Consider the following 25,413-nt stretch of genomic DNA (forward strand, 5'->3'; position numbering starts at 1 on the left):
CGGGGCTACGGGTCCTCGTGGAGCCGCTGTTCGGCCCAGATCGTCTTGTCCTGGTGGCTGTGCCGGACGCCCCAGCGGGTGCTGAGGCTCATGACGATGTAGAGGCCGCGGCCGCCCTCGTCGCTGTCGCAGGCGTGGCGCAGATGGGGGCTGGTGCTGTTGGCGTCGGTGACCTCGGTCAGGAGCCGCCCGCTGTCGTGGATGAGGCGCAGCCGGACGGGGCCGGTGCCGTAGCGGATGGCGTTGGTGACGAGTTCACTGACGATGAGCCCCGTGGTGTACGCCGCCTCCCCGAGATGCCACGCGGCAAGCTGCCGGCCGACGAGCCTGCGGGCCATGTGCACGACGGACGGCTCGGCAGGCAGCGTCCAGTCCGCGACGTTCTCCTCCGGCAGGGTGCGGGTGCGGGCGAGCAGCAGGACCGCGTCGTCGTCGCGGGAGGGCGCCATGCGGTAGACGGCGTCGTCGCACAGCTCCCGCAGCGGCCGCGCGGGAGAGGCGAGGGTCTGTTCGAGCCTGCGCCGGGCGACGGCCGGGTCATGGCCCCGGGCGCCGAGAAGGCCGTTGGAGTAGAGGGCGAGCAGGCACCCGGCGGGCAGATCGATCACAGCCGGGGTGAAGACCCGGCCGCCCCCGGCACCCAGCGGCGGCCCCAGAGGGACGTCCACGGTGACGGGCGAGCCCGCCGGGTCGATGATCACCGGCGCCGGATGTCCCGCCCGCACCATCGCGCAGCGGCGCGAGACCGGGTTGTAGACGGTGACCGCGCAGGTCGCCACATGGGTGGCCGGGGCGTCCACGAGCTGGGCGGCGACCTCGTCCAGATGGGTCAGCAGCTCGTCCGTCTCCAGGTCCTGCAGGGCGAGTGTGCGCAGGGCGATACGCAGCTGGCCCATCGTGGCCGCCGCTTCGATGCCGTGTCCGGCAACATCGCCGACGACGAGGGCGACGCGGGCCCCGGAGAGGGGGATGACGTCGTACCAGTCGCCGCCCGCGCTCTCGGGCAGGTACATGTGGGCGGTCTCCACCGCCGAGAGGCGCGGGGTGGTGCTGGGCTGGAGTTTGCGCTGCAAGGTCGAGGCCACGGCGTGCTCACGGCGGTAGCTGCGCGCGTTGTCCAGGTGCGCGGCGGCGGTGGCGGCCGCCTGCCGGGCCACGTCGAGGTCGGCCTCCTCGAAGGGGTCCGTCCGGTGCCGGTACAGGGTGAGCAGGCCGAGCACGGTGTCCCGCACCCTGAGCGGTGCGACGATCATGGAGTGCATGTTCGCGTCGAGCAGCGGCGCGGACATGTCCGGGGCAGTGACCAGCCACGGCGCGTCCGGCGTCACCGGGACGATACGGGCCTCGGTGTCGTTGAGGGCCTGCGTGTACGGCGTGGGGAAGGGGAAGGGACGGCTGTCCCCCTCCTTCCTCGCGGTCGCGATGTGGGCGGGGGCGAAGGAGATCCGGCGCAGCGGCACCCCCGACGACAGGGGGCCGGAAGCGGGCCCGTCGTCCAGCAGGTCGACGCCCGCGGCGTCGGCGAAGGCGGGCACCAGGGCCCGTGTCAGCTCGTCACTCGTGGTCCGCGCGTCCAGCGTGGTACCGACGGTGCGGTGCACCGTGCTGAGCACGGCGAGCCGGTCCGCCGCGGCCTGCCGCTCGGTCACGTCCTCGATCACGCCGACCAGTCCGGGGGCGCCCTCGTGCGAGTCGGGCAGCGGGAAGAACGACACCTCGACCGTGAACGTCCGGCGCGGGCCCGACGGCGACACTCCACGGACCAGACGCCGCCGCAACGGGGCGCCGCCGGCGAGTGCCTCGTCCATCAGGGCCCGCAGCTCACCCGGTTCGAAACCGGTCGCGAAGTCCTCGGCGTCATGCCCGAGGACGTCCTCGGCCGCCAGGTGCCGTACCCCTCGTCCGGACGGGTTGTAGCGCGTGACCTTCCGCTCGGAGTCGAAGACGAACAGCCCTTGCGGAGAGTCACCGAACAGCGCGTTCAGCACCTCGGCATCGTCGACGGGACCGCCTGCCACCACAAGCTCCCTTCGCGGACGTTTCCCCTCACCTTCTCGCATCGGCGGGTGGCAGCAACTCGGCTGTGCCGGGCGCGGGCCGCGTCGACCGGCTCCGGGCGGCACGGGCGCGAGAGGGCGACGGCGCGGTGGTGAGGTCGAAGGGAGGTGCGACGCGGGTCGGCTCCGCCGCCCCCTGACGCGCGTCGCCCAGCCATCCCGGCGCGAGGACTCGCTCGGCGCCGCCCCCGACCGCCGGCGCGCCCCCGCGGGCGGACGGGACACCCCACCGGAGTGGGATGCTGGAAAGGGACCGAGCCGTCACTCCTCGCCCACCGCATCACCCCCGTAACGCTGGAGCCGCCGTGTCACCGTCCTCGTCGCCCGCCTCCGGCGACCCCGACGCCCTCTTCGGGCTGACCGAGCTGCTGGGAACCGAGGACCGCACCAAGGACCCGGAGCCGAGCGGCACACCGGAGCCGGCGTCCCGGCTGCTCGACGTGCGGGAGATCTACGCCGAGCCCGCCGCCGCGCTCTCCCCGCGCGGCCGACAGGTCATCGCCCGCTTCCCCGGGGCGCGCGTGCTGGAGGTCGGCTCGCACTGGAACATCCCCCACCTGCACGGCAACGAGGGCAACGCCGACCGGTGGGTGCGGGTCAAGCGGCAGACGCTGGTCCTCGGAGTGCGCAAGTCGCTGACCGTCCGGCCCAACGGGCGCTCCGCGGACTGGATCGCGCCCGGCGCGTCCAACGGCTGCGCCATGTCCTGCGCGTACTGCTACGTGCCCCGCCGCAAGGGGTACGCCAACCCGATCACCGTCTTCACCAACATCGGGGACGTCATCGGCGCCCTGGACCGGCACATCACCGCTCTCGGCCCGAAGCAGGAGCCCACGCAGTGCGACGAGGAGCGCTGGGTGTACGACACCGGCGAGAACGGGGACTGCTCGGTGGACGCGCTGATCTGCGACAACACCGCCGATCTCGTCGCGGCCTTCCGGCGGTGGCCCACCGCGATGGCCTCCTTCGCGACCAAGTACGTCAACCGCGACCTGCTCGGTCTCGACCCGCGCGGCTCGACCCGCATCCGCTTCTCGCTGATGCCGCCCGGCGACTCCCGGCTGCTTGACGTGCGGACCAGCCCGGTGGCGGAACGGATCGCCGCCGCCGGCGACTTCCTGGACGCGGGCTATGAGGTGCACTTCAACCTCTCCCCCGTCGTACTGCGTCCCGGCTGGGAGAACGACTGGGCGGAGCTGCTGCGCCACCTGGACGACGTACTGCCGGAGCGGGTGAAGGCGCAGGCCGCGGCCGAGGTGATCATGCTGACGCACAACCGGCAGCTGCACGACGTGAACCTGCGCTGGCACCCGCGCGCCGAGGACGTGCTCTGGCGGCCGGAGATCCAGCAGGCCAAGCGCTCGGAGAACGGCGCGCTGAACGTGCGCTACCGCAACGACGTCAAGCGCGAGGGCGTACAGCGGCTGACGGAACTGGTCGCCGCACACGCGCCCTGGCTGCGGGTGCGGTACGCGTTCTGAGCCCCTTCTCTCCGGACCCGTGTCACTCCTGATGCGAGTAGCGCTGTTCCTGCCAGGGGTCGCCGATGTTGTGGTAGCCGCGTTGCTCCCAGAAACCGCGGCGGTCCTCGGTGAGGTACTCGACGGCGCGGAGCCATTTGGGGCTCTTGTAGCCGTAGAGGTGGGGGACGACCAGGCGGAGCGGGAACCCGTGTTCGGCGGTGAGGGGTTCGCCGTTGTGGTGCGTGGCCAGGATGGTGCCGGGGGAGTCGAAGTCGGCGAGCCGCAGGTTGGCGGTGTAGCCGTATTCCGCCCAGCCCATCACATGGGTGACGCCCGGGGCCGGCGGGACCAGGTCGAGGAGGGCTCGGGCGGGGATGCCGTACCACTCGTGGCCGGTGGAGGTGGTGCCCGTGGCGCAGTGCAGGTCGGCGACGACCGTCGTGTGCGGGAGTGCCGTCAGCTCGTCGAACAGCCATATTCGTTCGGCGCCGTCCGCGGTGGCGCCGGTCACCCGGAGATTCCACCGCGCGGGGCGGAAGCGGGGCACGGTGCCGTAGTGCGAGACGGGCCAGCCGTTGACGCGGCGCTGGCCGGGCGGGAGGCGCTCGGGCAGGTCGGCGCCGGTCCGGGTGCCGCCCTGTCGGTTCACGGTCACGTGGGAGCCCCTCTCACCGGTCCACTGTGCGGATGTCACCCATAGCAGCGTATGGGTCCTCACCCGAACGGGCACAGGCCGGGGCCGGTACTCGCCGGCGAGGAGACGCGGTTCCGCCAGGTGGTCCGGATCGCGCCGGGGCGTGCTCCGGCCTCGCACCCGCCCCGGGACGTCCTGAGCCGTCGGCCGGCCGCGAGAGCCCCGGACGACTCACCACCCCGTCAGCAGAAGGTGGTTCAGCAGGAGGGCCAGGGTCACCTGGGCCGCCAGCCACGCTCGGGGGCCTGGCAGGAGGGCGCAGGCGGGCAGCAGCCATACCGCGAAGGGCAGCCAGATGCGTTCCGTCTCGGCCTTGCTCATGCCGGAGAGGTCCGCGATCAGCAGAGCGGCCAGGGCGGCCCCGACGAGCAGGGCGAGGTGGGTGGTGGGACGGTAGTCCCGGTGGGTGAGGGAGTTGGCGGTGCGGGGAAGGGCCGCCGCCGTCGCCGGGCCGGTGATGACCGCCGTGCAGGCGAGGTTGGCCCAGATCCAGTAACCGTAGGGGCGGATGCCGCCGACACCCTGGTAGTAGCGGGTCACCAGCAGGTGGTACGCGGTCCACCAGTTGAAGCCGAGCAGGCCGAACACCACCGGGACGACGGCCAGTCCGGCGAGGAAGGGCAGCACGAGCACGGGGCGGGCCCTCAGGTCCGCGCGGGCGAGGACGAGGACCGCGAGGCCGATCACGGCGATCAGGGCGAGGCCGTAGGAGAGGTAGCAGGTCAGGCCGGACAGCAGGCCGCAGGCGCCCGCCCGGGGCAGGGAGCGCCGGGTGAGCGCGAGCGCGAGACAGGCCAGCGCCCAGGCGGCCACCGCCGCGAAGTACGCGTCGGCCGACGCGCCCAGCCAGACAGCGGCCGGCGCGAGGACCAGGAAGGGTGCCGACCGCCGGGCGAGCCGCTCGTCCGCCAGTGCCCGCAGCGCGATCAGGACCGCTGCGGAGGCGGACGCGCCGAGCACCACGCACCACATCCCGGCCCAGCCGCCACCGCCCAGCCCGATCCGGTCCAGCAGGACGAAGGTGAGGGTCGCGGCGGGCGGGTGGCCGGCCACGTGGGCGGGCCAACTGCCGGGAACGCCCGCGAGGATGTGGTCGTCGAAGCCGCGCAGGGTGGCCGGGATGTCGTGGAACCGGCCGATGACCCGAAGGTATTCGTTCGTAGCGGTGAGCCGGGTGGCGATGCCGTCGTGCCAGCCGTCGATCAGGGCGAGGGAGACGATCCAGGCCGTCGACGCCGCCCAGGTCACCCAGGGCAGCGCGCGCCAGGGCAGCCGGGCGGCGAGCGCGGGCCCGTACGCCGCTCCGGCGGCCGCGAGGACCAGCGCGGCCGGGGTGCCGGGGCCGACGTGGGGGTCCCACTCGGCGAAGAGCGGGGGCCAGCGCACGAACAGCGTGTGGTGGACGTCCTGGATGTGACGGCCGACCAGGACGGCGGCGGTCGCCAGCAGGACGGCTGTGGCGGCGGCGTACAGGTCACGGCGCGAGGGGTGGGGCCGGTGGTGGATCACACCGGCACGCTAGGCCGCAGGGGCGGCTCCGGTGCGCCTTCCGGGCCGGACGTCAGCGTTTCGTCATGGGTCGCGCCCCCGTTCCGGGGTGTGTCCGGGCCTACGGTCGGGGCATGCGCGACGATCCCCGGCTTCCCACCTCTGCCCGCTTCTGGCGCAGCCCCGTGCGCGGCACCTGGTTCACCGCGGTGCTCGGCCTGGTACTGCTGGGCGGCATCAGCGTGCTGTTCGTGACCGGCCTGGTGTCCTATGCCGCCTACAACCCGGACCTGTCGCCGGTGAACGACACGACGCCGGACAAGGGCCTGCTCGGCTTCTACCTGTTCGACTGGCCCGCCGGGCCGTCCTGGCTGTACCGGCTGAACCAGGGCGTCCACGTCACCCTGGGGGTCGTGCTGGTGCCGGTGCTGCTGGCCAAGCTGTGGTCGGTGGTGCCGAAGCTGTTCACGCTCCCGCCGGCCCGTTCGGCGGCGCACGCGCTGGAGCGGGTCTCGCTGCTGCTCCTGGTCGGCGGTGCCCTGTTCCAGTTCGTCACCGGACTGCTCAACGTCCAGCTGGAGTACGTGTTCCCCGGCTCGTTCTACCCCCTGCACTTCTACGGCGCCTGGGTGTTCATCGGCGCGTTCGTCGTGCACGCGGTACTGAGGACACCGATGGCCGTGCGGGCCGTACGCGCGTGGCGGCGGGACGAGGCCGGGCTGAAGGCACCGGAACCCGCGCCGCCCACCGTCTCCCGGCGCGGTGCGCTGTGGCTGGTCGGCGGGGGTTCGCTGCTGCTGTTCGTCACGACCGTAGGGCAGAGTCTCGGCGGCCCGTTGCGGCGTACCGCGCTGCTCGCCCCGCACGGCGGCTCCGATCCCGGTGGCGGCCCGAACGGCTTCCAGATCAACAAGACGGCCCGCTACGCCGGTATCACCGACGCCGACACGCGTCCGGACGCCTACCGGCTGGTCGTCTCCGGACCGGCCGGCACGGCACGGCTCAGCCTCGCCGACCTGCTCCGCCTGCCGCAGCACAGCGCGTCGCTGCCGATCGCGTGCGTGGAGGGCTGGTCCACGGCGGACCAGTGGTGGCGGGGGGTGCGACTGCGCGACCTCGCCGCGCTCGCCGGGTACGACGGTGATCCGCCCGACGTGCTCGTGGAGTCGCTCCAGCGGCACGGTGCCTTCCGGCGGGCGGCGCTGCGGGCCAACCAGGTGTCCGACCCCCGTTCCCTGCTCGCCCTGGCCGTCAACGGCGAGGCGCTGTCCCTCGACCACGGCTATCCGGCGCGGATCATCGTGCCCGCCGCTCCCGGCGTCCACAACACCAAGTGGGTGGGCCGGCTGACCTTCGGAGACCTGTGATGCGCCTGCCGCGGTTCCGCACCGTCATCGGCAGTCCAGTGCGACTCCTGTTGCTGGTCTGCTCGTTCGCGCTCGTCGCCTATGCCGGTGTACGCCTGCTGAAGGACGACTGGCTCGCGGTGGCCCTCTGGTTCGTGGGGGCGGCGCTGCTGCACGACCTGGTGCTGCTGCCGCTGTACTCCGCGCTCGACCGCGCGCTGCGGGCCGGGACCGCCGCGCGGTGGACGCTGTACGTACGCGTGCCCGCCGTGCTGTCCGGGCTGACGCTGCTGGTGTGGTGCCCGCTGGTCCTCGGCCTGTCGGCCGACCGCTACCGGTCCGCCACCGGGCTCGACCCGGACGTGTTCCTGCTCCGCTGGCTGCTCATCACGGCCGTCCTCTTCGGCGGCTCCGCCCTGCTGCTCGTCCTGCGGCTGCGCAGAGCCACGAAGCACCGCTCGCCGTCCGTCCACTGAACGGTCTCCGGCCAGCCCCCGCGCCGCGCGAGTTCCAGCAGCGCGGGGGTGCCGATGCGGGCCCAGGGGAACGGCTCGCCCACCGCTCCCCGGCCGTGCGTCACGTCCACCACGCGCACGCGGGCCCGCTCGTCCACGTCTCCGGGCACCGTCTCGACGATCAACAGGCCGTCGGGGCACAGGAGTTCACGCATCCGGTGCAGCAGGGCGGCCACGTCGCCGCCGATGCCCACATTGCCGTCCATGAGCAGCACCGTGCCCCAGCCGCCCTCACCGGGCAGCGGGTCGAACACCGAGCGGTGCAGCGCCCGCCCGCCGAGCGTGTGGGTACGGGCCACCGCGGCCTCGCTCACATCCACGCCGAGTGCGCTGCGGCCGCGTGCGGCGAGTTCCGCGACCATCCGGCCGGGCCCGCAGCCCACGTCGAGCACGGCCCCCTCGCAGCGGTCCAGCACCGCCCGGTCCACGGCGTCGGCGGCCGCGCACCAGCGCTCCACGTCCAGCGGCAGCAGCCAGCCGTCGCCCCGGCGCAGGAACAGCGGTCCCCGGCCGGCGCGCAGTGCGGTGGCGTACGGGTCGGAGGCGGCCCAGGCGGGCGGTGCGGTGACGGTGGTCATGACGCTCCCGGGCAGGTGAAGGCAGCCAGCCGTGCGGCGAAGGCGGTGTGGGGGGCGAGGGCGGCGACGGCACGGGCGTCGGCCGCGGTGTCGACGTCCCGCAGCCGGGGCAGGTCCCGTACCCGCAGCCCGGCGGCGGCCAGCCGCTCGCGCTGCACGTCTCCCGTCTCGGGCACGGACATCGGTACGCCGCGCAGCAGCGCGGGCTCGGGACGGGCGAGGCCGAGCGCCCAGAAGCCGCCGTCCTCGGCCGGGCCGAAGCGGGCGTCGCAGTCCGAGAAGTCCATGTCCAGCAGGTCGGGGGTGATCTGCGGGGTGTCCATGCCGACGAGCAGGGCGGGCCCGGTACAGCGGGCGAAGGCTTCCGCGAGCCGTTCGTCGAGCCCGCCCGCGCGCTGCGGTACGACCTCGAACCCGTCCGGCAGCCAGGGCCCCGGCCGCCCGTCCAGCACCAGTACCCGGCGCCTCGCGGGGGCGGCGGCCACCGCGCGCAGCGTGTCCGTGAGCGCCGCCTCGGCGAGGCGGGCGGCCTGGTGGGGGGAGAACGGCGGGGTGAGCCGGGTCTTGACCCTGCCCGGCCGGGGTTCCTTGGCGATGACGAGGAGCGTGGTCATGGGCGTTCCGCCGGGGGTGTCTCGCGCAGGACGCGGCTCATGTCCCGTACCGCGTGCCAGGTGCCGCGCCAGGTGCCGGTCACCTTTGAGGCGCCGGAGCGGGGCAGGTACGGCACGTCGTGCTCGGTCACCCGCCAGCCCGCGTCGGCGGCGCGGACCACCATCTCCAGGGGGTAGCCGCTGCGCCGGTCGGTGAGGCCGAGGGTGAGCAGCGGCTCGCGGCGGGCGGCGCGCAGCGGACCGAGGTCGCGCAGGGCGAGGCCGGTACGGCGGCGCAACAGCAGGGAGAGCGCGAGGTTGCCCGCGCGGGCGTGCGCCGGCCAGCTCCCGCGCCCCCGCGGCCGGCGCCGCCCGAGCACCAGGTCGGCCCCGCCGGCGCGCACCTCCTCGACGAAGGGCACGAGCAGGCGCGGATCGAGGGAGGCGTCGCAGTCGCAGAAGCAGACCACGTCGGCGGTGGCCGCGAGCAGCCCGGCGTGGCAGGCGGCGCCGAAGCCGCGCCGTTCCTCGCGTACGACGGTCGCGCCGAGGGCTCGGGCGACCTCGGCGGAGCCGTCGGTGGAGCCGTTGTCCACGACGAGCGCGCGCCAGCCGGCCGGGACACGGGCCAGCACCCAGGGCAGCGCCCCGGCCTCGTCCAGACAGGGCAGCACGATGTCCACGCCGGGACCGGCAGGGCGGGCGGGAGGGGGTGAGGTGGTCACTCCTGCACCCTACGAACCCGGATCACCACGAAGCGGACTTCCGCTCCTTACGAAACGCGGACGTCGGGGCCGTGCGGCCGTCCTGGTCCGGCCGTGGTGCCAGGCTGGAGGGCATGCAGCAGCCGTACACAGCCCCGCCTCCCGACACCGCCGGCCGGGTTCTGGTGGTGGACGACGATCCGACCGTCGCGGAGGTCGTCGCCGGGTACCTGGCCCGCGCCGGGCATCTGGTCGACCGTGCCGCCGACGGCCCCGCCGCCCTCGCCTCCGCCGCCGGGCGGTGGCCCGACCTGGTGGTGCTCGACCTGATGCTGCCCGGCATGGACGGCCTGGAGGTGTGCGCGCGGCTGCGCGAGCGCGGCCCGGTGCCGGTCATCATGCTCACCGCGCGCGGCGACGAGGACGACCGGGTGCTCGGCCTGGAGGTCGGCGCGGACGACTATGTGACGAAGCCGTTCAGCCCGCGCGAGCTGGTGCTGCGCGTGGAGTCGGTACTGCGCCGGTCGCGGCCCGCCGACCGGGCTCCGTCCGACCCCGTACCCCTCACCGCGGCCGGTCTCGCCATCCATCCAGGCGCCCGCCGCGCCACCAAGAACGGCACCGAACTAGCCCTGACGCTGCGGGAGTTCGATCTGCTGGCGTTTCTCCTGCGGCATCCGGGGCGCGCGTTCGGCCGGGAGGAGCTGATGCGGGAGGTGTGGGGCTGGGACTTCGGTGACCTGTCCACCGTGACGGTCCACGTCCGCAGGCTGCGCGGCAAGATCGAGGACGATCCGGCTCGGCCCCGGCTGATCCGCACCGTCTGGGGCGTCGGCTACCGCTTCGAACCGGAAGCGCCCGCCGAACCGTTCCCGTCCGCGGAGCAGATCCTGTCCGCCGGGCCGGAGGAGGACTGACGTGCGGGACACCCTCCTCATCGCGCTCTACGCCTTCCTCGGCGCCGCCTCCTCCGGTCTGCTCGGCGCCGCCGTGCTGCGGCTGCTGCGGCGCCGGTCGCTGACCGCCTCGCTGGCCGTGGTGTCGGGCGTCGGCGTGTTCGCCATGCTGGCGGGCACCATGGCGGTGGCCTGGGCGATGTTCCTGTCCCCGCACGACCTGCGGGTGGTCACCATGGTCGTCGCCATGGCTGCGGTCGTCTCGCTCGCGAGCGCGCTCCTGCTCGGCCGCCGGGTGGTCGCCCGCAGCCGTGAACTGGCCTACGCGGCGCGGAACTTCGGTGACGGTGACGCCTTCGCCGCGCCCGCCGCCCCGGCCACCGCCGAACTCGACGCCCTGAGCCGGGAACTGGCCGCGACCAGCGCCCGGCTGGCGGCCTCCCGTGACCGGGAGCGGGCTCTGGAGGCATCCCGGCGTGAACTCGTCGCCTGGATCTCGCACGATCTGCGCACCCCGCTGGCCGGTCTGCGCGCCATGTCGGAGGCGCTGGAGGACGGGGTGGCCGCCGACCCCGCCCGCTATCTCCGGCAGATCCGGACCGAGGTGGAGCGGCTCAACGGCATGGTCGGCGACCTGTTCGAGCTGTCCCGCATCCACGCCGGGACGCTCCCGCTGAGCCCGACCCGGATGTCCCTGTACGACCTGGTGGGCGACGCCCTCGCCGGGGTGGGCCCGCTCGCCCGCGAGCACGGGGTGCGGCTGGTGGGCGACGGGGTGCGGCCGGTACCGGTCGAGGTGGACGGCCGGGAGATGAGCCGGGTCATCGCCAACCTGCTGGTCAACGCCATCCGGCGGACCCCGGCCGACGGTACGGTCGCCGTCGCGGCCCGGCGTGGTCCGGAGGGGGTGGTGCTGTCGGTGACGGACGGCTGCGGGGGCATCCCCGAGGAGGATCTGCCCCGTGTCTTCGACACCGGCTGGCGCGGCACGGACGCGCGTACGCCCCCGGCGGGCGCCGGGCTCGGGCTGGCGATCGTGCGGGGGATCGTGGAGGCACATCAGGGGCGGGCGAGCGTCCGGAACATTCCCGGCGGCTGCCGCTTCGAGGTGACGCTGCCCGCGCCGGCCTCCTGAACTCAGCCGGCCGCGGCGAACTCCGCCATCCCCCCGGCGAAGGTGACCCTCGGCGCCCAGTCCAGCTCGGCGCGCAGCCGGGCGGAGTCGGCGGTGATGTGCCGGACGTCGCCGAGCCGGTACTCGCCGGTGACCACCGGTTCCGGTCCGCCGTGCGCGACGGCCAGCGCGTGCGCCAGTTCGCCGACCGTACGGGGCTCACCGCTGCCGGTGTTGTACGCGGTGAGCGCGCCGGGCCGGTCGGGAGCCAGGAGCGCGGCCAGGTTGGCGGCGGCCACGTCCCGTACGTGTACGAAGTCGCGTCGCTGGGCGCCGTCTTCGAACACCCTGGGCGCCTCGCCCCGTTCGAGTGCCGAGCGGAAGAAGGCGGCGACTCCGGCGTACGGGGTGTCGCGGGGCATGCGGGGGCCGTAGACGTTGTGGTAGCGCAGCGAGAGGGCCGTGCCGCCGGTGGTGCGGGCCCACGCGGCGGCCAGGTGTTCCTGGGCCAGCTTGGTGGCGGCGTACACGTTGCGCGGGTCGGCCGGGGTGTCCTCGCCGACGAGGCCGGGGGCGAGCGCGGTGCCGCAGTCGGGGCAGGGCGGCTCGAAGCTGCCCGCCCTCAGGTCGGCCTCGGCGCGCGGGCCGGGGCGCACCACGCCGTGGGCCGGGCAGGCGTAGCGGCCCTCGCCGTACACCACCATCGACCCGGCGAGCACCAGCCGGGGCACCTCCGCGCCCGCCATCGCGGCCAGCAGGACGGCGGTGCCGAGGTCGTTGCGGGAGACGTACTCGGCCGCGTCGGCGACACCGTTCCCGAGGCCCACCATGGCCGCCTGGTGGCAGACGGCGTCCACCCCGGCCAGGGCACGGGCGACCGCCTCGGGGTCGCGGACGTCGGCGGCGGGGTCGTCCCGGACGTCGTACACCGCTGCCTCGTGCCCGTCCGCCCGCAGGGCGTCCACGACATGCGACCCGATGAACCCGGCACCGCCGGTGACCAATACACGCATGGCCCCAAGCTAGGCCCCCCGCGAGCCACGGCCACGGCGCGGCGGCCACACGTCACCACTCGGTAAGGACCGCCGACGGCGCGGTACGAAGAAAGCGCGGCCCGCGCGGGTCCGTCACTGTGCAGGGCGCGGGGGCACAGGGCTGAACCCCGTGCTGCGCCACCCGTCTGCATCGCTTCACCCGTGCGGACCAATCCGCCCCGGCGTTCCGTTAGCTCCCCCCGGGCCGGGGCACAGCGGGAGCATGGGTAACTACGACAACTCGATCACCGTGGCCGTCCCGGCGGACCGCCTCTTCGACTATCTCTCGGACGTGGAGAACCTCCCGTCCTACCTCCCCCGGCTGACCTCGGTCGAGCCGGAGGGCGGCGACCGGGTCACCGTCACCGCGCACATCGACCCGCCCGGGAAGCCCGAGCAGGACGTCACCAGCGAGGCGTGGGTCCATGTGCTGGAGGCGGGCAAGAGCCTGGAGTGGGGCGCGCCCGGCCCCGACGACTACCACGGCCGGCTGCACGTGGCCGCGGGCGACGCGGCGGGCAGCTCGCGGCTGACCGTCGAGCTGCACACCGACAACGTCGAGGGCGAGCACGTCAGCCGCGGCCTGGAGGAGGCCCTGCACGGCATCAAGCGCGCCGCCGAGCAGGCCGACCACTAGCGCGCGGCCCGCTCGCCTCCCTTCCCCGGCGCGGGCAGGAAGCCCGTGCGCTGGAACCAGGTGAGGTACCGGTCGAGAACCTCGTCGGTCAGCGCCGGCTGGTGGACGCCGAGGACGCCCGCCGCCTTGGCCGTCTGGTGGGAGTCGAAGCGGCGCCGGTCAGCCACCTCGTGCCGGGTCTGCGGCTCGTCACCGAGGAAGAGCTGTGCCGCGTTGTCCGGGTCGGCGGCGACGCGCGCCTGCCATTCCTCTACGGGTACGGTGCTCAGCTCGTGGCCGAGCCGGGCGGCCGCCGCGAAGACGCGGCCGAGGTCCGGGGCGTCGGGGTTGGTGAAGTGGTAGACCTCGCCGCCCGTCTGCACCGGCCCGGCGAGCGCCACGACCGCCCTGCTGACGTGGTCCACCGGCACCCAGTCGGTGGAGCCGTACGGCAGGTCGGGCACCGCCCCGGCCTGGAGGCAGCCCTTGATGAGCTGCCACAGCAGGTCCCGGTCCTGGCAGGCACCGGTGGCGGTGTCACCGCTGATCCGGCCGGGCCGGTGCACGGTGACCGGCAGACCGCGTTCACGGGCGAGCCCGACGAGGCCCTCCGCGACCCACTTGCTGCGGGCGTAGCCGTCGGGCAGCGCGGCCGGCGGGCCGGTCGGGGTGGCCTCCGTGATGGTGACGGGGTCGGGACCGGTGGCCGGGGCGAACACGCTGGTGGTCGAGATGTAGTGCATCCCCGGTGACGCCGAGTCGGCCAGCAGCCGCAGCAGTTCCTCGGTGCCCGCGACGTTGGGGGCGCGCAGATCCCCGTACCCGGCGGCGAAGTTGACGCGGGCGCCGTTGTGCAGGACGGGGCCGAGCCGGCGGACCAGCGCGGTGCGGTCCTTCGGGGTCAGCCCCAGGGCGGGGGCGGCGAGGTCGCCAGGCACCGCGTTGATCAGGCTCTCGTAGCGGGGCTGCCAGAGCCCGTAGTGCTCCAGGTTGGCGCGCAGCCGCTCGGCGGCCCGGCGGGGGTCCTCGGCGCGGACCAGGCAGTCGACCGGGCCGTCCGTGCTCTCGACGAGGTCCCGCAGGAGGAACGCGCCCAGAAACCCGGAGGCACCGGTGAGCAGCGGGCGCGCGCCGGGGCGGGAGCTCCTGCGGGCGGTGGCGGTGATGTCCGGGGCGAGGCGCACCTCGGCGGTGAGGTCGGGCCCGCCGCCGAAACCCTGCTCGCCGGGCGTCCGGTCCAGCAGGCGGGCGACGCCCTCCACGCTCGGCGCGGCGAAGAGGTCCCGCAGGGAGAGGCGCCGGCCGCAGCGTTCCTCGATCCGCCGGGCGAGGGTGACGGCGAGCAGGGAGTGACCGCCGAGGGCGAAGAAGTCGTCCCTGACGCCGACCTGGGGCACACCGAGGGTCTCCGCGAACGCCGTGCACAGTTCGCGTTCGAGGTCGGTGCGCGGGGCGGTGCCGGTGCCGGGTGCCGTCCGCTCGGGTGCGGGCAGGGCCTGCCGGTCGGTCTTGCCGTTGGGGGTGAGGGGCAGGGCGTCGAGCGTGACGTAGGCGGCTGGGACCATGTGGTCCGGCAGGGTCTCGGCGAGGCGGGCCCGCACCTCGGCCGCGTCCGGCGCCCGCTGTCCTTCCTCGGTGACGGTGTAGGCGACCAGGCGCCGGTCGCCGGGCCGGTCCTCGCGGACCGTCGCGCAGGCCGACGCGATGCCGGGCAGCGCGCTCAGGGCGGCCTCGATCTCGCCCAGCTCGATACGGAAGCCGCGCAGTTTGACCTGGTCGTCGACGCGGGATACGTAGACGAGTTCGCCGTCGCTGCTCCAGCGGGCCAGGTCGCCGGTGCGGTACATCCGGCCGCCCGCCCGGTCGAAGGGGTCGGCGACGAACCGGGTCGCGGTCAGCGCGGCGCGCTCGTGGTAGCCACGGGCCAGGCTCACCCCGGAGACGTACAGCTCGCCGGTCACACCGGGCGGTACGGGGGCCAGCCGGTCGTCAAGGACGTGCACACGGGTGCCGTCGACGGGGACGCCGATGGGCACGGTGCGGTCGGGGGCGAGGGGCCCGTCGGCGTGCTGGAAGGCGCTCATGGTGGCGCAGACGGTGGTCTCGGTGGGGCCGTAGGCGTTGACGAGATGCCGGTCGCGCGCCCAGGTGTGCACCAGGTGCGGCGGGCACGTCTCTCCGGCGAGGGTGAGGGTGGTGCCCTCGGGCAGCGAGCCGGGCGGCATCACGGCGAGCGCGGCGGGCGGCAGGGTGAGGTGGGTGGCGCCGCGTTCCCGGACGGTGCCGGCGAGGGCGGGGCCGGGCAGCAGGGCGTCGCGTTCGTCGATCTCCAGGCAGGCCCCGGTGAGCAGGCCCATGCACAGCTCCCAGAACGCGGCGTCGAAGCTGACGGACGCCAGGTGCAGCACCCGGTCGCCGGGCCCGACCCGCAGCCGCTCGGCGTGCGTCCGGGCCAGCGCGCCGACGCCCCGGTGGGTGACCACGACACCCTTGGGCAGGCCGGTGGAGCCGGAGGTGTAGATGACGTACGCCGGGTGCGCCGGGTCCAGGTCACCGGCGGAAGGGACGGGCGCCGTGCCGGCGGCGAGGTCGTCGGCGTGGACGTACGGCACCGGCAGTTCGGGCAGCCGCTCGCGCACCTCGGGGGTGGTCAGCAGCAGGCGCGGGCGGGAGTCCTCGACCATGTGGGTGAGGCGGCGGGCCGGATACTCCGGGTCGAGCGGTACGTACGCGGCGCCGGCCTTCAGGACGCCGAGGAGGGTGACGAGGAGGTGGCGGTCACGGGGCAGCGCGACGGCGACCCGGTCCTCGGGGCCGATGCCGCGCGCGGTGAGGCCGGCGGCGACGGTGTCCGCGAGGGTGTCCAGCTCGCGGTAGGTGAGCGTGGTGGTGGCGTCGCGGACCGCCGGGGCGTCCGGGGTGCTCGTCGCCCAGCGCCGGAAGAGGGCGGGGACGCTCTCGGCCCGGCCGGCCTCCGGGCCGGTGCCCCAGGCGGTGACGCGGGCGCGGTCGGCGTCGGTGAGCACGTCGTAGGAGCGCAGGGGGCGGTCGGGGTCGGCGGTGACGGCGGCGAGCAGCCCGGTGAGTCGCTCGCCGAGGGCCCGCACGGTGGCCGCGTCGAAGAGTTCCGTCGCGTAGTCCACGGCGGCCCGCATGGCGCCCGGTGCGCCCCGGTCGTCGTGGGTCTCGGTGAAGGTGAAGGACAGGTCGAACTTGGCGACGTCCAGCTCGACAGGTACCGGGCTCACGGTGAGGTCCGGCAGCTCGACGGGGGCGGCCGGGCTGTGGTTCTGGAGGACCAGCATGGTCTGGAACAGCGGGTGGTGGCTCTGCGAGCGGGCGGGGTTGAGGAGTTCGACCAGGCGCTCGAAGGGAAGGTCCTGGTGGGTGTAGGCGGAGAGGTCGAACTCCTTCACCCGCTCCAGGAGTTCACGGAAGGTGGGATCACCGGACAGGTCGGTGCGCAGGACGAGGGTGTTGACGAAGAAGCCGACCAGATCGGTGGCGGCCTCGTCGGTGCGGCCGGCGACCGCCGTGCCCAGCGGGATGTCCTCGCCGGCGCCGTGCCGGGAGAGCAGCAGGGACAGGGCGGCCTGGAGGACCATGAAGACGCTGCAGCCGCCGGTGCGGGCGAGGTCCGCGATCCGGCGGGCGGTGCCGGCGTCGAGGGTGAAGTCATGGGTGGCACCGACGTGGTGGGGCACCGCGGGACGCGGCCGGTCCCACGGCAGGTCGATCAGCTCGGGCAGCCCGTCCAGCGCCCGCTTCCAGTGGTCCAGTTGCCCGGACAGCACGCTGTCGGGGTCGTTCTCCTCACCGAGCAGGGCCCGCTGCCAGAGGGCGTGGTCGACGTGGTCGACGGGCGGCGCGGTCCAGGCCGGGGCGTCGCCGCGCACCCGGGCCCGGTAGGCGGTGCCGAGGTCGCGGGCGAGGGGCGCGAGCGAGGAGCCGTCCGCGGCGATGTGGTGGACGACGAGGACCAGCACGTGCGAGTCGCCGGAGAGCCGCAGCAGGGTCGCTCGGAGCGGTGGTTCGGTCTCGATGTCGATGACCTCGGCGGCGGCCTCCGCCACGGCCGCGTCGAGCCGGTCCTCTTCGGTGCCGCGGACGGTGAACGGCACGCCGTGAGCCCCGGGTTCGGTGATGTGCTGGCGCGGACCGTCCCCGTCGGCCGGGAACAGGGTGCGCAGCGCGGAGTGCCGGGCCACCACGTCGTCCAGCGCGGCACGCAGGGCCCGCTGGTCCAGCGGGCCGTCGAGGCGTACGGCGAAGGGGATGTTGTAGGTGGCGGAGGGGCCGTCGAGCCGGTGCAGGAACCACAGGCGCCGCTGGGCGTAGGACAGCGGCAGCACCTCGGGGCGCGGCTGCGGGACCAGGGCGGGCCGGGCCGGGCGGTCGCCGGCGGCGAGGGCGGCGGCGAAGGACGCGACGGTCGGGTGCTCGAAGAGGGTGCGGATCTCGGTCTCGGTGCCCAGCGCGGTACGGACGCGGCCGACCAGCCGGGTGGCGAGCAGGGAGTGGCCGCCCAGGGCGAAGAAGTCGTCGTCGACGCCGACCTGGGGCACGCCCAGCACGTCCGCGAAGAGCCCGGCGACGATCTCCTCGTGCGCCCCGCTCGGCGCCCGCCCCGTCGCCCCCGGACCGGTGGTGTCGGGGGCGGGCAGGGCGGCCCGGTCCAGCTTGCCGTTGCCGGTGAGCGGGAGGGCGTCGAGCGGCTGGATGGCCGACGGCACCATGTAGGAGGGCAGTCGGCGCCCGATGTGCGCGGCCAGCCGGCCGGGGTCCACGGTGTGGCCGGGGGCGGGGACGACGTACGCGGTGAGGGTGCGGTCGCCGGGGAGATCCTCGCGGACCAGGACGCAGGCGGCCCGCACGGACGGGTCGGTGCGGAGGGCGGCCTCGATCTCGGCGGGCTCGATGCGGTGGCCGCGCAGCTTGATCTGCTGGTCCGCCCGGCTGACGTAGTGGATCAGACCCTCGGCGTCCCGGCGGACCACGTCACCGGTGCGGTACATCCGCGTGCCGTCGCCCTCGAAGGGGTCGGCGACGAAACGGGTGGCGGTGAGGCCGGGCCGCCCGAGGTAGCCGCGCGCCACACCGGGGCCCGCGATGTACAGCTCGCCCTCGGCGCCGGCCGGCACCGGGCGCAGGGCCGCGTCCAGGACGTGGGCCCGCATGCCGTCCAGCGGGCGGCCGATCGGGGGCATGCCGGGCGGGGCGTCGGCCGTTACCCGGTGCAGGGTGGCGAAGGTGGTGGTCTCGGTGGGGCCGTAGGCGTTGAGGACCGTCGTGCCGGGGTGGGCCGTGGCCAGCCGCTGGAGCACACCGGGGGTGGCGGCCTCGCCGCCGGCGGCCGCGAGCCGGAGCAGGCCGAGGGCGCCGGGGTCGGTCTCGGCGATGACGTCGAACAGCGCGGTGGTCAGGAAGGCCGCTGTCACGCCGTGCCGGGCGACGAGGTCCCGGAGCGTGGCGGGCTGGAGGGTGCCCTCGGGGGCCACGACGACCCGGCCGCCGCTGAGCAGGGGCGCCCAGATCTCGAAGGTGGCCGCGTCGAAGACGTACGCCGAGTGCAGCAGCACGGCCTCCGCCACGCCGTCGGCCCAGGTGCGGTCGGCGGCGAGGGCGGCGATGTCGGCGTGGGTGACACCCACGGCCTTGGGCAGGCCGGTGGAGCCGGAGGTGAACATGACGTACGCGAGCCGGTCGCCGCCGGACACGGCGGGCAGCGGGCCGGGGGCGAAGGGGCCGCCGCTGACGACGCGACCGGCGGGTTCCACGGTGAGTACGGGGATGTCGAGGCCGCGCACCCACGGGTTCTCGCGGGTGCCCGCGTCCACGATCAGGGCGCGCAGTGGGGCGGACTCGGTGACGCGGTCGAGGCGTTCGGCGGGCCAGCGCGGGTCCAGCGGGACGTAGGCGGCGCCCGCGCGCAGGACGGCCAGGGAGGCGGTGACCTGGGCGGAGGACCGGCCGAGCAGGATGCCCACGCCGTCCTCGGCGCCGACCCCGGAGCCGGTCAGGGCCTTGGCCAGCCCGGTGGACAGTTCCTGGAGCTGCCCGTAGGTCAGTTCCTCGCCCGCGCCGGTGACGGCGACCGTGCCCGGGTGGTGCACGGCCTGCCGGGCCACGGCGTCGGGGATGCTGAAGTTCCGCGTGTCGAGGCGGAGTTCCGCGCCGCGCCCGAGCGCGAGCAGCCGTTCCCGCTCCCCCTCCAGCAGCAGCGGCAGGCTGTCGGCCGGTACGTCGAGGCCCTCCGCCATCCGGGTGAGCAGCCGGCGCACACGGGCCACGGTCTGCTCGATCTCCGCTTGGTCGAGCAGGGCGGCGCGGTAGCCGAAGGTGATACGGAGGCTGTCCTCGCCGGGGGCGATGGTGAGCGTGAGGGGGTAGTGGGCGGCGTCGGTGCCCTCGATGCCGGCGACGGTGAGCCCGGCCATGCCCTGCTGGGCGGTGCGCAGGGCCTCGGCGTCGAGCGGATAGTTCTCGAAGACGGCGAGGGTGTCGAAGAGCCGGTCGAGTCCGGCGGTCCCGCATATCTCGGTCAGGCCGACGTACTGGTGGCCCAGCAGCCGCGCCTGCTCCTCCTGGAGCCGGGTGAGCAGCGCGGCCAGGCTCTCACCGGGCTCGGGCCGCAGCCGTACCGGGACGGTGTTGATGAACAGGCCGATCATCGTCTCGATGCCGGGGATCTCCGGCGGCCGACCGGAGACGGTGGTGCCGAACACCACGTCGGAGCGTCCGGTGAGGTGGCCCAGCACCAGGCCCCAGGCGCCCTGGACCAGGGTGTTGAGGGTGAGCCGGGAGGCGCGGGCCGTGTCGCGCAGCCGGTGTGTGGTGTCCCGGTCCAGCTCCAGTACCAGGGTCTCGGGCAGCTCGGCGGAGTCCGGGCCCTCCGGCGCGCTCCGCCCGGCGAGCAGGGTCGGTGTCTCCAGCCCGTCGAGGGCGTCCCGCCAGGTGCCCAGCGTGGTGTCCCGGTCCTGCGCGGCCAGCCAGGCGAGGTAGGTGCGGTACGGGGTGACGCGGGGCAGCGTGAGGTCGTCGCCCTGGCGGGCGTACAGCTCGAACAGCTCGCGGACCAGCAGCGGGACGGACCAGCCGTCGAAGAGGAGGTGGTGGCTGGTCATCACCAGCCGGTGCCGGGCGGGCCCGGTGTGGACGAGGGTGAACCGCATCAGCGGCGGCGTGGTGAGGTCGAACCGGCGGGTGCGGTCCTCGGCGATGAACGCCTCCAGCGCCTCGGGACCGTCCGCCGAGGTGAGGTCCAGCTCCTCCAGCGGTACCGGCACTTCGGCGGCGACCGCCTGGACGGGCTGGTCAAGGTCCTCGTGCAGGAAGCCGACCCGCAGGTTGGCGTGGCGGCGCAGCAGGGTGGCGATGGCGCCGCGCAGCGCGAACACGCTGACGGTGCCTTCCAGGTCGAACACGAACTGGGTGGTGTAGACGTCCACGGCCTGGGAGTCGTAGAGCGAGTGGAAGAGCATGCCCGCCTGCAACGGCGTCAAGGGCAGTACGTCCTCCAGCTGGAACCCGGTCACTTGCGTCCACCCCACTTGTTCTGAAGTCGGTCGATCTGGGCCTGGTCCAGGGAGACCAGGGGAAGGTCGGAGGGCGTGTAGCCGCCCGCGTCGGGCTGTTCGGCGTGTTCGGCGACGGCGCGCAGGGCACGGGCGAAGGCGTCGGCCAGGTCCGCCACGTCCTCCTCCTTCAGGAGGTCGACGGGCCAGGCCCAGCGGGTGACGAGGACAGGCCCGTCGGGGCGGTCCTCGGTGTGCGCGTTGATGTCGATGACGTGGTGGACGGGCATGTCCGGGTCCTGGCTGCGCGGCTGGCCGCCCTCGGGAAGGATCTCCCAGTCCCCCGCACTCTCGGCCGAACTGGCGTACCGACCCAGGTAGTTGAAGCCGATCTGCGGGGCCGGGGCGGTGAGCCGGTCGCGGGTGGCGGGGTTGAGGTGCCGCAGCATCCCGTAGCCCACGCCGTGGTCGGGTATCGCCCGGAGCTGTTCCTTGATCTGCTTCACGGCGCGGTCGATCAGGGTCGCGTCGAACCGTGCGGGGTCCACGACCCGGCCGGGGCCGGGGTCGAGGCGGACGGGGTAGAGGCTGGTGAACCAGCCGACGGTACGGGAGAGGTCGATGTGGTCGGCGAGCTGCTCCCTGCCGTGGCCCTCCAGGTCGATCAGGACGGCGGTGTCGTCCGTGCGGCCGGTGCCCCGGTCCTCGCGCCAGGCGCGGATCGCGAGGGCCAGCGCGGTGAGCAGGACGTCGTCCACGCCGGCGTGGAAGGCGGCGGGCGCGGTGGTGAGCAGCGGGCCGGTCCAGCGGGCGTCCAGCCGGGTGGTCACGGTACGGGTGTGCTCGGCGGTGTCGCGCTCGGCGTCCAGCGGCCGGTGCGCGATGCGCGGATCGGGCGTGTTCAGCACCTCTTCCCACAGCGGGAGTTCGCGTTCCCGCTCCGGGGTGCGGGCCTGGGCGGCGAGGAGGCGCGCCCAGCTCCGGTACGGCGTGGCGACGGCCGGGAGCGCCGGGGCCGTGCCGGTGACCGTCTGCCAGGCGGTGGCGAGGTCGGCGCCGAGCACCCGCCAGGAGACCGCGTCGACGGCCAGGTGGTGGACGACGATCAGCAGCCGGCCGGGTGTGTGCGCTCCCGCGTCGCCCCAGACGGCCTCGATGACATGGCCGTCGGCGGGCCGCAGCCGGGCGCGGGCCTGTTCGCCCGCCTCGGCGAGCGCGGCCGACGCGGCGGACGCGTCGAGGCCGGTGATGTCGAGCCGGGTGAGGCGCTTGCGCGCCAGGACCGAGCCGGGCGGCTGCGCGTACAGGAACGGCTCTTCCTCGGTGGAGCGGGTGACCCGCATCCGGAGCATGTCGTGGTGGTCGATGAGGAGTTGGAGGGTGTCGACGAGGGATTCCTCGTCGGCGGCGGCCGGGGTGCGCAGGACGGCGGACTGGTTGTAGCCGTCCGTGGCACCGGGCCGCTCCAGGAACCAGGCCGCGATCGGCGTGGGCGGCATCTCGCCGGTGCCCGCCTCGGCGGGTTCGGCCGAGTCCGCCGTCAGCACGGTGGCGACGGCAGCGATGGCCTCCGGGGTGCGGTGCACGAAGACATCGCGCGGGGTGACGGCGAGCCCGGCCTGCCGGACCCGGCTGACGAGCTGGATGGAGAGGATGCTGTCGCCGCCGAGCGCGAAGAAGTCGTCGTCGGTGCGCACGGCGGACGCACGCAGCACGGAGCCGAACACCTCGCACAGCACGCGTTCACGTTCGGTACGGGGCTGTCCGCCGGGCCTGGTGCCGGTGGCGCGCTCGGGGGCGGGCAGGGCGCGCCGGTCGGTCTTGCCGTTGGTCATCAGCGGCAGCGCGTCCAGGCGCACGAAGACGGCGGGCGTCATGTACGGCGGCAGCGCGTCGGCCAGCCCCCGGCGCAGCGCGTCGTCGGCCGGGCCCGCGTCCGCGCCCCCGCCGGGTACGACGTAGGCGACGAGGCGGCGTTCGCCCGGCTGGTCCTCGCGGACGAGGACGCAGGCGGCACTGATGCCGGGCAGGGCGGTGAGGGCGGTCTCGATCTCGCCGAGTTCGATGCGGAAGCCGTTCAGCTTGACCTGGTCGTCGGCGCGCGAGACATAGGTGAGCAGGCCGTCCGTGTCCCGCCGGACGAGGTCGCCGGTGCGGTACATCCGGCTTCCGGCGGGCCCGTACGGGTCGGCGACGAAGCGGGTGGCGGTGAGCCCGGCCCGGCCCAGGTAACCGCGCGCCAGCCCGTCGCCGGCGAGGTACAGCTCGCCGGTGACGCCCGGCGGCACGGGCTGGAGGCGTGCGTCGAGGACATGGGCGCGCGTGTTGTCGACGGGGCGGCCGAGCGGCACGCTCCCCTCGCCCGTGTCGGTGGCGTCACCGGTGTGGTGGTGGGCGGTGGCGTCGATGGTGGTCTCGGTGGGCCCGTACAGGTTGTGCGGCTCGGCCCGCCAGGCGTCCCGGACCCGCCGGGCCAGGGTGCGCGGCAGGGGTTCGCCGCCGCACAGGACGGCCCGCAGGGTCGGGGGAGCTTCCTCGGCGGCCGTCTCGGTGAGGACCAGCGAGAGGTGCGAGGGGACGAACTGGGCGATGGTAACGCCCAGTTCACGCGCCCGGCCGAGCAGTCCGGCGGGGTCGTGGTTGAGGGCGGCCGGTACCGGGCAGGTGGAGCCGCCGTGCAGCAGCGGCAGCCAGGTCTCCCACACCGAGGCGTCGAAGCTGGGTGAGGTGCGGGCGAGGACCCGGTCGTCGCCGGTGAGGGCGAGGTGGCCGGCCATCCACGCCATGTGGTTGGTGAGCGAGGCGTGGGTGACGACGACACCCTTGGGGCGGCCGGTGGAGCCCGAGGTGTAGATGACGTACGCCGCGTCACGCGGGTCCGGCACGGTGGCGGGCGGCGCGGTGTGCCCGGTGGACCAGGCGGCCGGGTCGTCCAACGTGAGCACAGGCACGCCAAGTTGGCGCTCCCGGATGCGGTGGGCGTGGGTGAGCAGGAGGGCGGGGCGGGCGTCGGACAGGGTGTACGCGATGCGCGCCTCGGGGTGCTCCAGGTCGACGGGCAGATAGGCGGCCCCGGCCCTGGTGACGGCGAGCATCGCCACCACCTGGTCGGAGGTGCCCTCCAGGGCGAGGGCGACGAGGTCGCCGCGGCCGATGCCCTTCCCGGCGAGGTGGTGCGCGAGGTCGTTCGATCGCTGGTCGAGTTCGGCGAAGGTGAGGGTACGGTCGGCCGCGCGGACCGCGACGGCGTCCGAGGTCCGGGCGCACTGGGCGCGGAACGCCTCGGGTGCCGTCCGCACGGCCACCGGCCGCACCGGCCCGAGCGCCGCCTCCGCCAGCCGCCGCCGCTCGCCCGCGCTGAGCACGTCGGCCTCGTGGACCCGCCGGCCGGGGTCGGCGGCGAGGGCGGCGAGGAGGCGGGTCAGCCGGTCGGCGAGGCTGTAGGCGGTGGCGTGGGTGAACAGCTCGGTGGAGAACTCCAGGTTGCCGTCGAGCCCCGCGGGCCGCCCGGCCGCGTCCTCGGTCTCGGTGAAGGTGAAGGTGAGGTCGAACTTGCTGATGCCGGTGCGCACCGGCTGCTCCGAGACGGTGAGTCCGGGCAGCTCGATGTCGGCGCCTGCCGTGTTCTGGAGCACCAGCATGGTCTGGAACAGCGGGTGGTGGTTCTGCGCCCGGTCCGGGCTGAGGGCGTCCACCAGCCGCTCGAAGGGCACGTCCTGGTGGTCGTAGGCGGCGAGGTCGAACTCCCGCACCCGGTCCAGCACTTCGGCGAACGTGGGGTCGCCGGTGAGGTCGGTGCGCAGGACCAGGGTGTTGACGAAGAAGCCGACCAGGTCGTCCAGGGCCTCGTCGGTGCGTCCGGCGACGGCGGTGCCCAGCGGGATGTCCTCGCCCGCGCCGTGCCGGGACAGCAGTACCGACAGGGCGGCCTGGAGCACCATGAAGAGGCTGCACCCGCGGGCGCGGGCCAGCGCGGCGAGGGCCTGGTGGGTGGCCGCGTCCACGGGGAAGGCGAACGCGTCCCCGCGGTGCTCGGTCGTTGCGGGGCGCGGCCGGTCGGCGGGCAGTTCCAGCAGCTCGGGTGCCCCGGCCAGCGCTTCCCGCCAGAAGGCGAGCTGCCCGGCGGCCCGGCTGGCCGGGTCCTCCTCGTCGCCGAGCAGCGCGTGCTGCCACAGCGTGTAGTCGGCGTACTGGACGGCGAGTCCGGTCCAGCCGGGTTCCTCCCGCGCGAGGCGCGCCCGGTACGCCTCGCCGAGATCGCGGGCGAGCGGGGCGAGTGACCAGCCGTCGCCCGCGATGTGGTGCAGGACCAGCACGAGGACGTGGGACTCGGTGCCGAGCCGCACCAGCCGGGCCCGCACCGGTGCCTCGGCGCTCACGTCGAAGGCGTGGGCGACCTCGGCGGCGAGCACCTCGTCCAGCCGGGCGGGGTCGGTGTCGCGGGGGGTGAGGTCGAGGTCGGCGGTGCGGGCGTCGAGGATCAGCTGACGCGGCACGCCGTCGGTGTCGGGGAAGACGGTGCGCAGGCTCTCGTGGCGTTCGACCACGTCGGCGAGCGCGTCCTCCAGGGCGTCGGCGTCCAGCGGGCCGTCGAGGCGCAGCACGAGCGGCACGTTGTAGGTGTCGCTGGGGCCCTCGAACCGGTTGAGGAACCACAGCCTGCGCTGGGCGAAGGACAGCGGCAGCGGTTCGGCGCGGTGCTCGGCCCGGGTCTGGTCGGGGACATCCACGGCGTGCGCGGCGAGCACGCGGGCGGGGAGGGGGGGGGCGGGCTGGGCGAGGCCGCGGAGGGCGGCGACGT

Annotated in this window: 14 protein-coding genes; 5 read left to right on the plus strand and 9 right to left on the minus strand. The window is 74.6% G+C overall.

Translation table 11 applies throughout. The features are described 5' to 3' along the window. Positions 1–5 precede the first annotated feature (5 nt). Positions 6–2,018 carry a SpoIIE family protein phosphatase gene (locus tag ACFWN1_RS07495; RefSeq protein ID WP_384359183.1) on the minus strand — a complete coding sequence of 671 codons (2,013 nt, stop codon included), beginning with the start codon at positions 2,016–2,018 and terminating at the stop codon, positions 6–8. Between the two features lie 344 nt (positions 2,019–2,362). Here ACFWN1_RS07495 and ACFWN1_RS07500 point away from each other — a divergent pair, with 344 nt between their 5' ends. Beyond that, positions 2,363–3,538: a spore photoproduct lyase family protein gene (locus ACFWN1_RS07500; RefSeq protein WP_384359184.1), complete on the plus strand. Its 1,176-nt coding sequence runs from the start codon at positions 2,363–2,365 to the stop codon at positions 3,536–3,538. A gap of 22 nt (positions 3,539–3,560) precedes the next feature. On the opposite strand, the gene ACFWN1_RS07505 is transcribed toward ACFWN1_RS07500, so the two are convergent. Together ACFWN1_RS07505 and ACFWN1_RS07510 are read right to left on the minus strand one after the other, a co-directional pair. Beyond that, on the minus strand, positions 3,561–4,175 hold the full coding sequence (locus ACFWN1_RS07505; protein WP_384359185.1) for a molybdopterin-dependent oxidoreductase: 615 nt from the start codon (positions 4,173–4,175) through the stop codon (positions 3,561–3,563). A gap of 210 nt (positions 4,176–4,385) precedes the next feature. After that, positions 4,386–5,723: a hypothetical protein gene (locus ACFWN1_RS07510; RefSeq protein WP_384359186.1), complete on the minus strand. Its 1,338-nt coding sequence runs from the start codon at positions 5,721–5,723 to the stop codon at positions 4,386–4,388. Positions 5,724–5,836: 113 nt separating this feature from the next. On the opposite strand from ACFWN1_RS07510, the gene ACFWN1_RS07515 reads away from it, so the two are divergent. Next, positions 5,837–7,069 carry a molybdopterin-dependent oxidoreductase gene (locus ACFWN1_RS07515; protein ID WP_384359187.1) on the plus strand — a complete coding sequence of 411 codons (1,233 nt, stop codon included), beginning with the start codon at positions 5,837–5,839 and terminating at the stop codon, positions 7,067–7,069. A gap of 310 nt (positions 7,070–7,379) precedes the next feature. Here the strand turns inward: ACFWN1_RS07515 and ACFWN1_RS07520 are convergent, their stop codons facing one another. From ACFWN1_RS07520 to ACFWN1_RS07530, 3 genes are read right to left on the minus strand one after another with little or no spacing between them, the layout of a single operon-like run. Next, positions 7,380–8,141, minus strand: a complete 762-nt coding sequence (locus tag ACFWN1_RS07520; RefSeq protein WP_384359188.1) for a class I SAM-dependent methyltransferase — start codon at positions 8,139–8,141, stop codon at positions 7,380–7,382. Then, complete coding sequence (locus ACFWN1_RS07525; RefSeq protein WP_384359189.1) at positions 8,138–8,755, minus strand: DUF2064 domain-containing protein; 618 nt, start codon at positions 8,753–8,755, stop codon at positions 8,138–8,140. The genes ACFWN1_RS07520 and ACFWN1_RS07525 overlap by 4 nt, the downstream gene beginning before the upstream one ends. Next, positions 8,752–9,459: a glycosyltransferase family 2 protein gene (locus ACFWN1_RS07530; protein WP_384359190.1), complete on the minus strand. Its 708-nt coding sequence runs from the start codon at positions 9,457–9,459 to the stop codon at positions 8,752–8,754. The genes ACFWN1_RS07525 and ACFWN1_RS07530 overlap by 4 nt, the downstream gene beginning before the upstream one ends. 113 nt (positions 9,460–9,572) lie before the next feature. Here ACFWN1_RS07530 and ACFWN1_RS07535 point away from each other — a divergent pair, with 113 nt between their 5' ends. Together ACFWN1_RS07535 and ACFWN1_RS07540 are read left to right on the plus strand one after the other, a co-directional pair. Then, complete coding sequence (locus tag ACFWN1_RS07535) at positions 9,573–10,355, plus strand: response regulator transcription factor (RefSeq protein ID WP_384359191.1); 783 nt, start codon at positions 9,573–9,575, stop codon at positions 10,353–10,355. 1 nt (position 10,356) lies between these two features. Beyond that, the gene (locus ACFWN1_RS07540; protein WP_384359192.1) at positions 10,357–11,469 is read left to right on the plus strand and encodes a sensor histidine kinase; all 1,113 of its coding nucleotides are present in this window, start codon (positions 10,357–10,359) and stop codon (positions 11,467–11,469) included. Positions 11,470–11,471: 2 nt separating this feature from the next. Here ACFWN1_RS07540 and ACFWN1_RS07545 read toward each other — a convergent pair whose 3' ends face one another. Next, the gene (locus tag ACFWN1_RS07545; protein WP_384359193.1) at positions 11,472–12,461 is read right to left on the minus strand and encodes an NAD-dependent epimerase/dehydratase family protein; all 990 of its coding nucleotides are present in this window, start codon (positions 12,459–12,461) and stop codon (positions 11,472–11,474) included. 244 nt (positions 12,462–12,705) lie between these two features. Here ACFWN1_RS07545 and ACFWN1_RS07550 point away from each other — a divergent pair, with 244 nt between their 5' ends. After that, positions 12,706–13,119, plus strand: coding sequence for an SRPBCC family protein (locus tag ACFWN1_RS07550; protein WP_384359194.1), 414 nt, complete (start codon positions 12,706–12,708; stop codon positions 13,117–13,119). Here ACFWN1_RS07550 and ACFWN1_RS07555 read toward each other — a convergent pair. Together ACFWN1_RS07555 and ACFWN1_RS07560 are read right to left on the minus strand one after the other, a co-directional pair. Continuing rightward, positions 13,116–20,633, minus strand: coding sequence for an amino acid adenylation domain-containing protein (locus tag ACFWN1_RS07555; protein ID WP_384359195.1), 7,518 nt, complete (start codon positions 20,631–20,633; stop codon positions 13,116–13,118). The two genes, ACFWN1_RS07550 and ACFWN1_RS07555, sit on opposite strands and share 4 nt — an antisense overlap. Then, positions 20,630–25,413, minus strand: a 4,784-nt coding sequence (locus ACFWN1_RS07560; protein WP_384359196.1) for an amino acid adenylation domain-containing protein, incomplete at its 5' end; no start/stop codon positions are given. The genes ACFWN1_RS07555 and ACFWN1_RS07560, both read right to left, overlap by 4 nt.

It is taken from the genome of Streptomyces sp. NPDC058459 (genome assembly GCF_042721685.1).
In the GTDB taxonomy this organism is placed as follows: Bacteria; Actinomycetota; Actinomycetes; order Streptomycetales; family Streptomycetaceae; genus Streptomyces.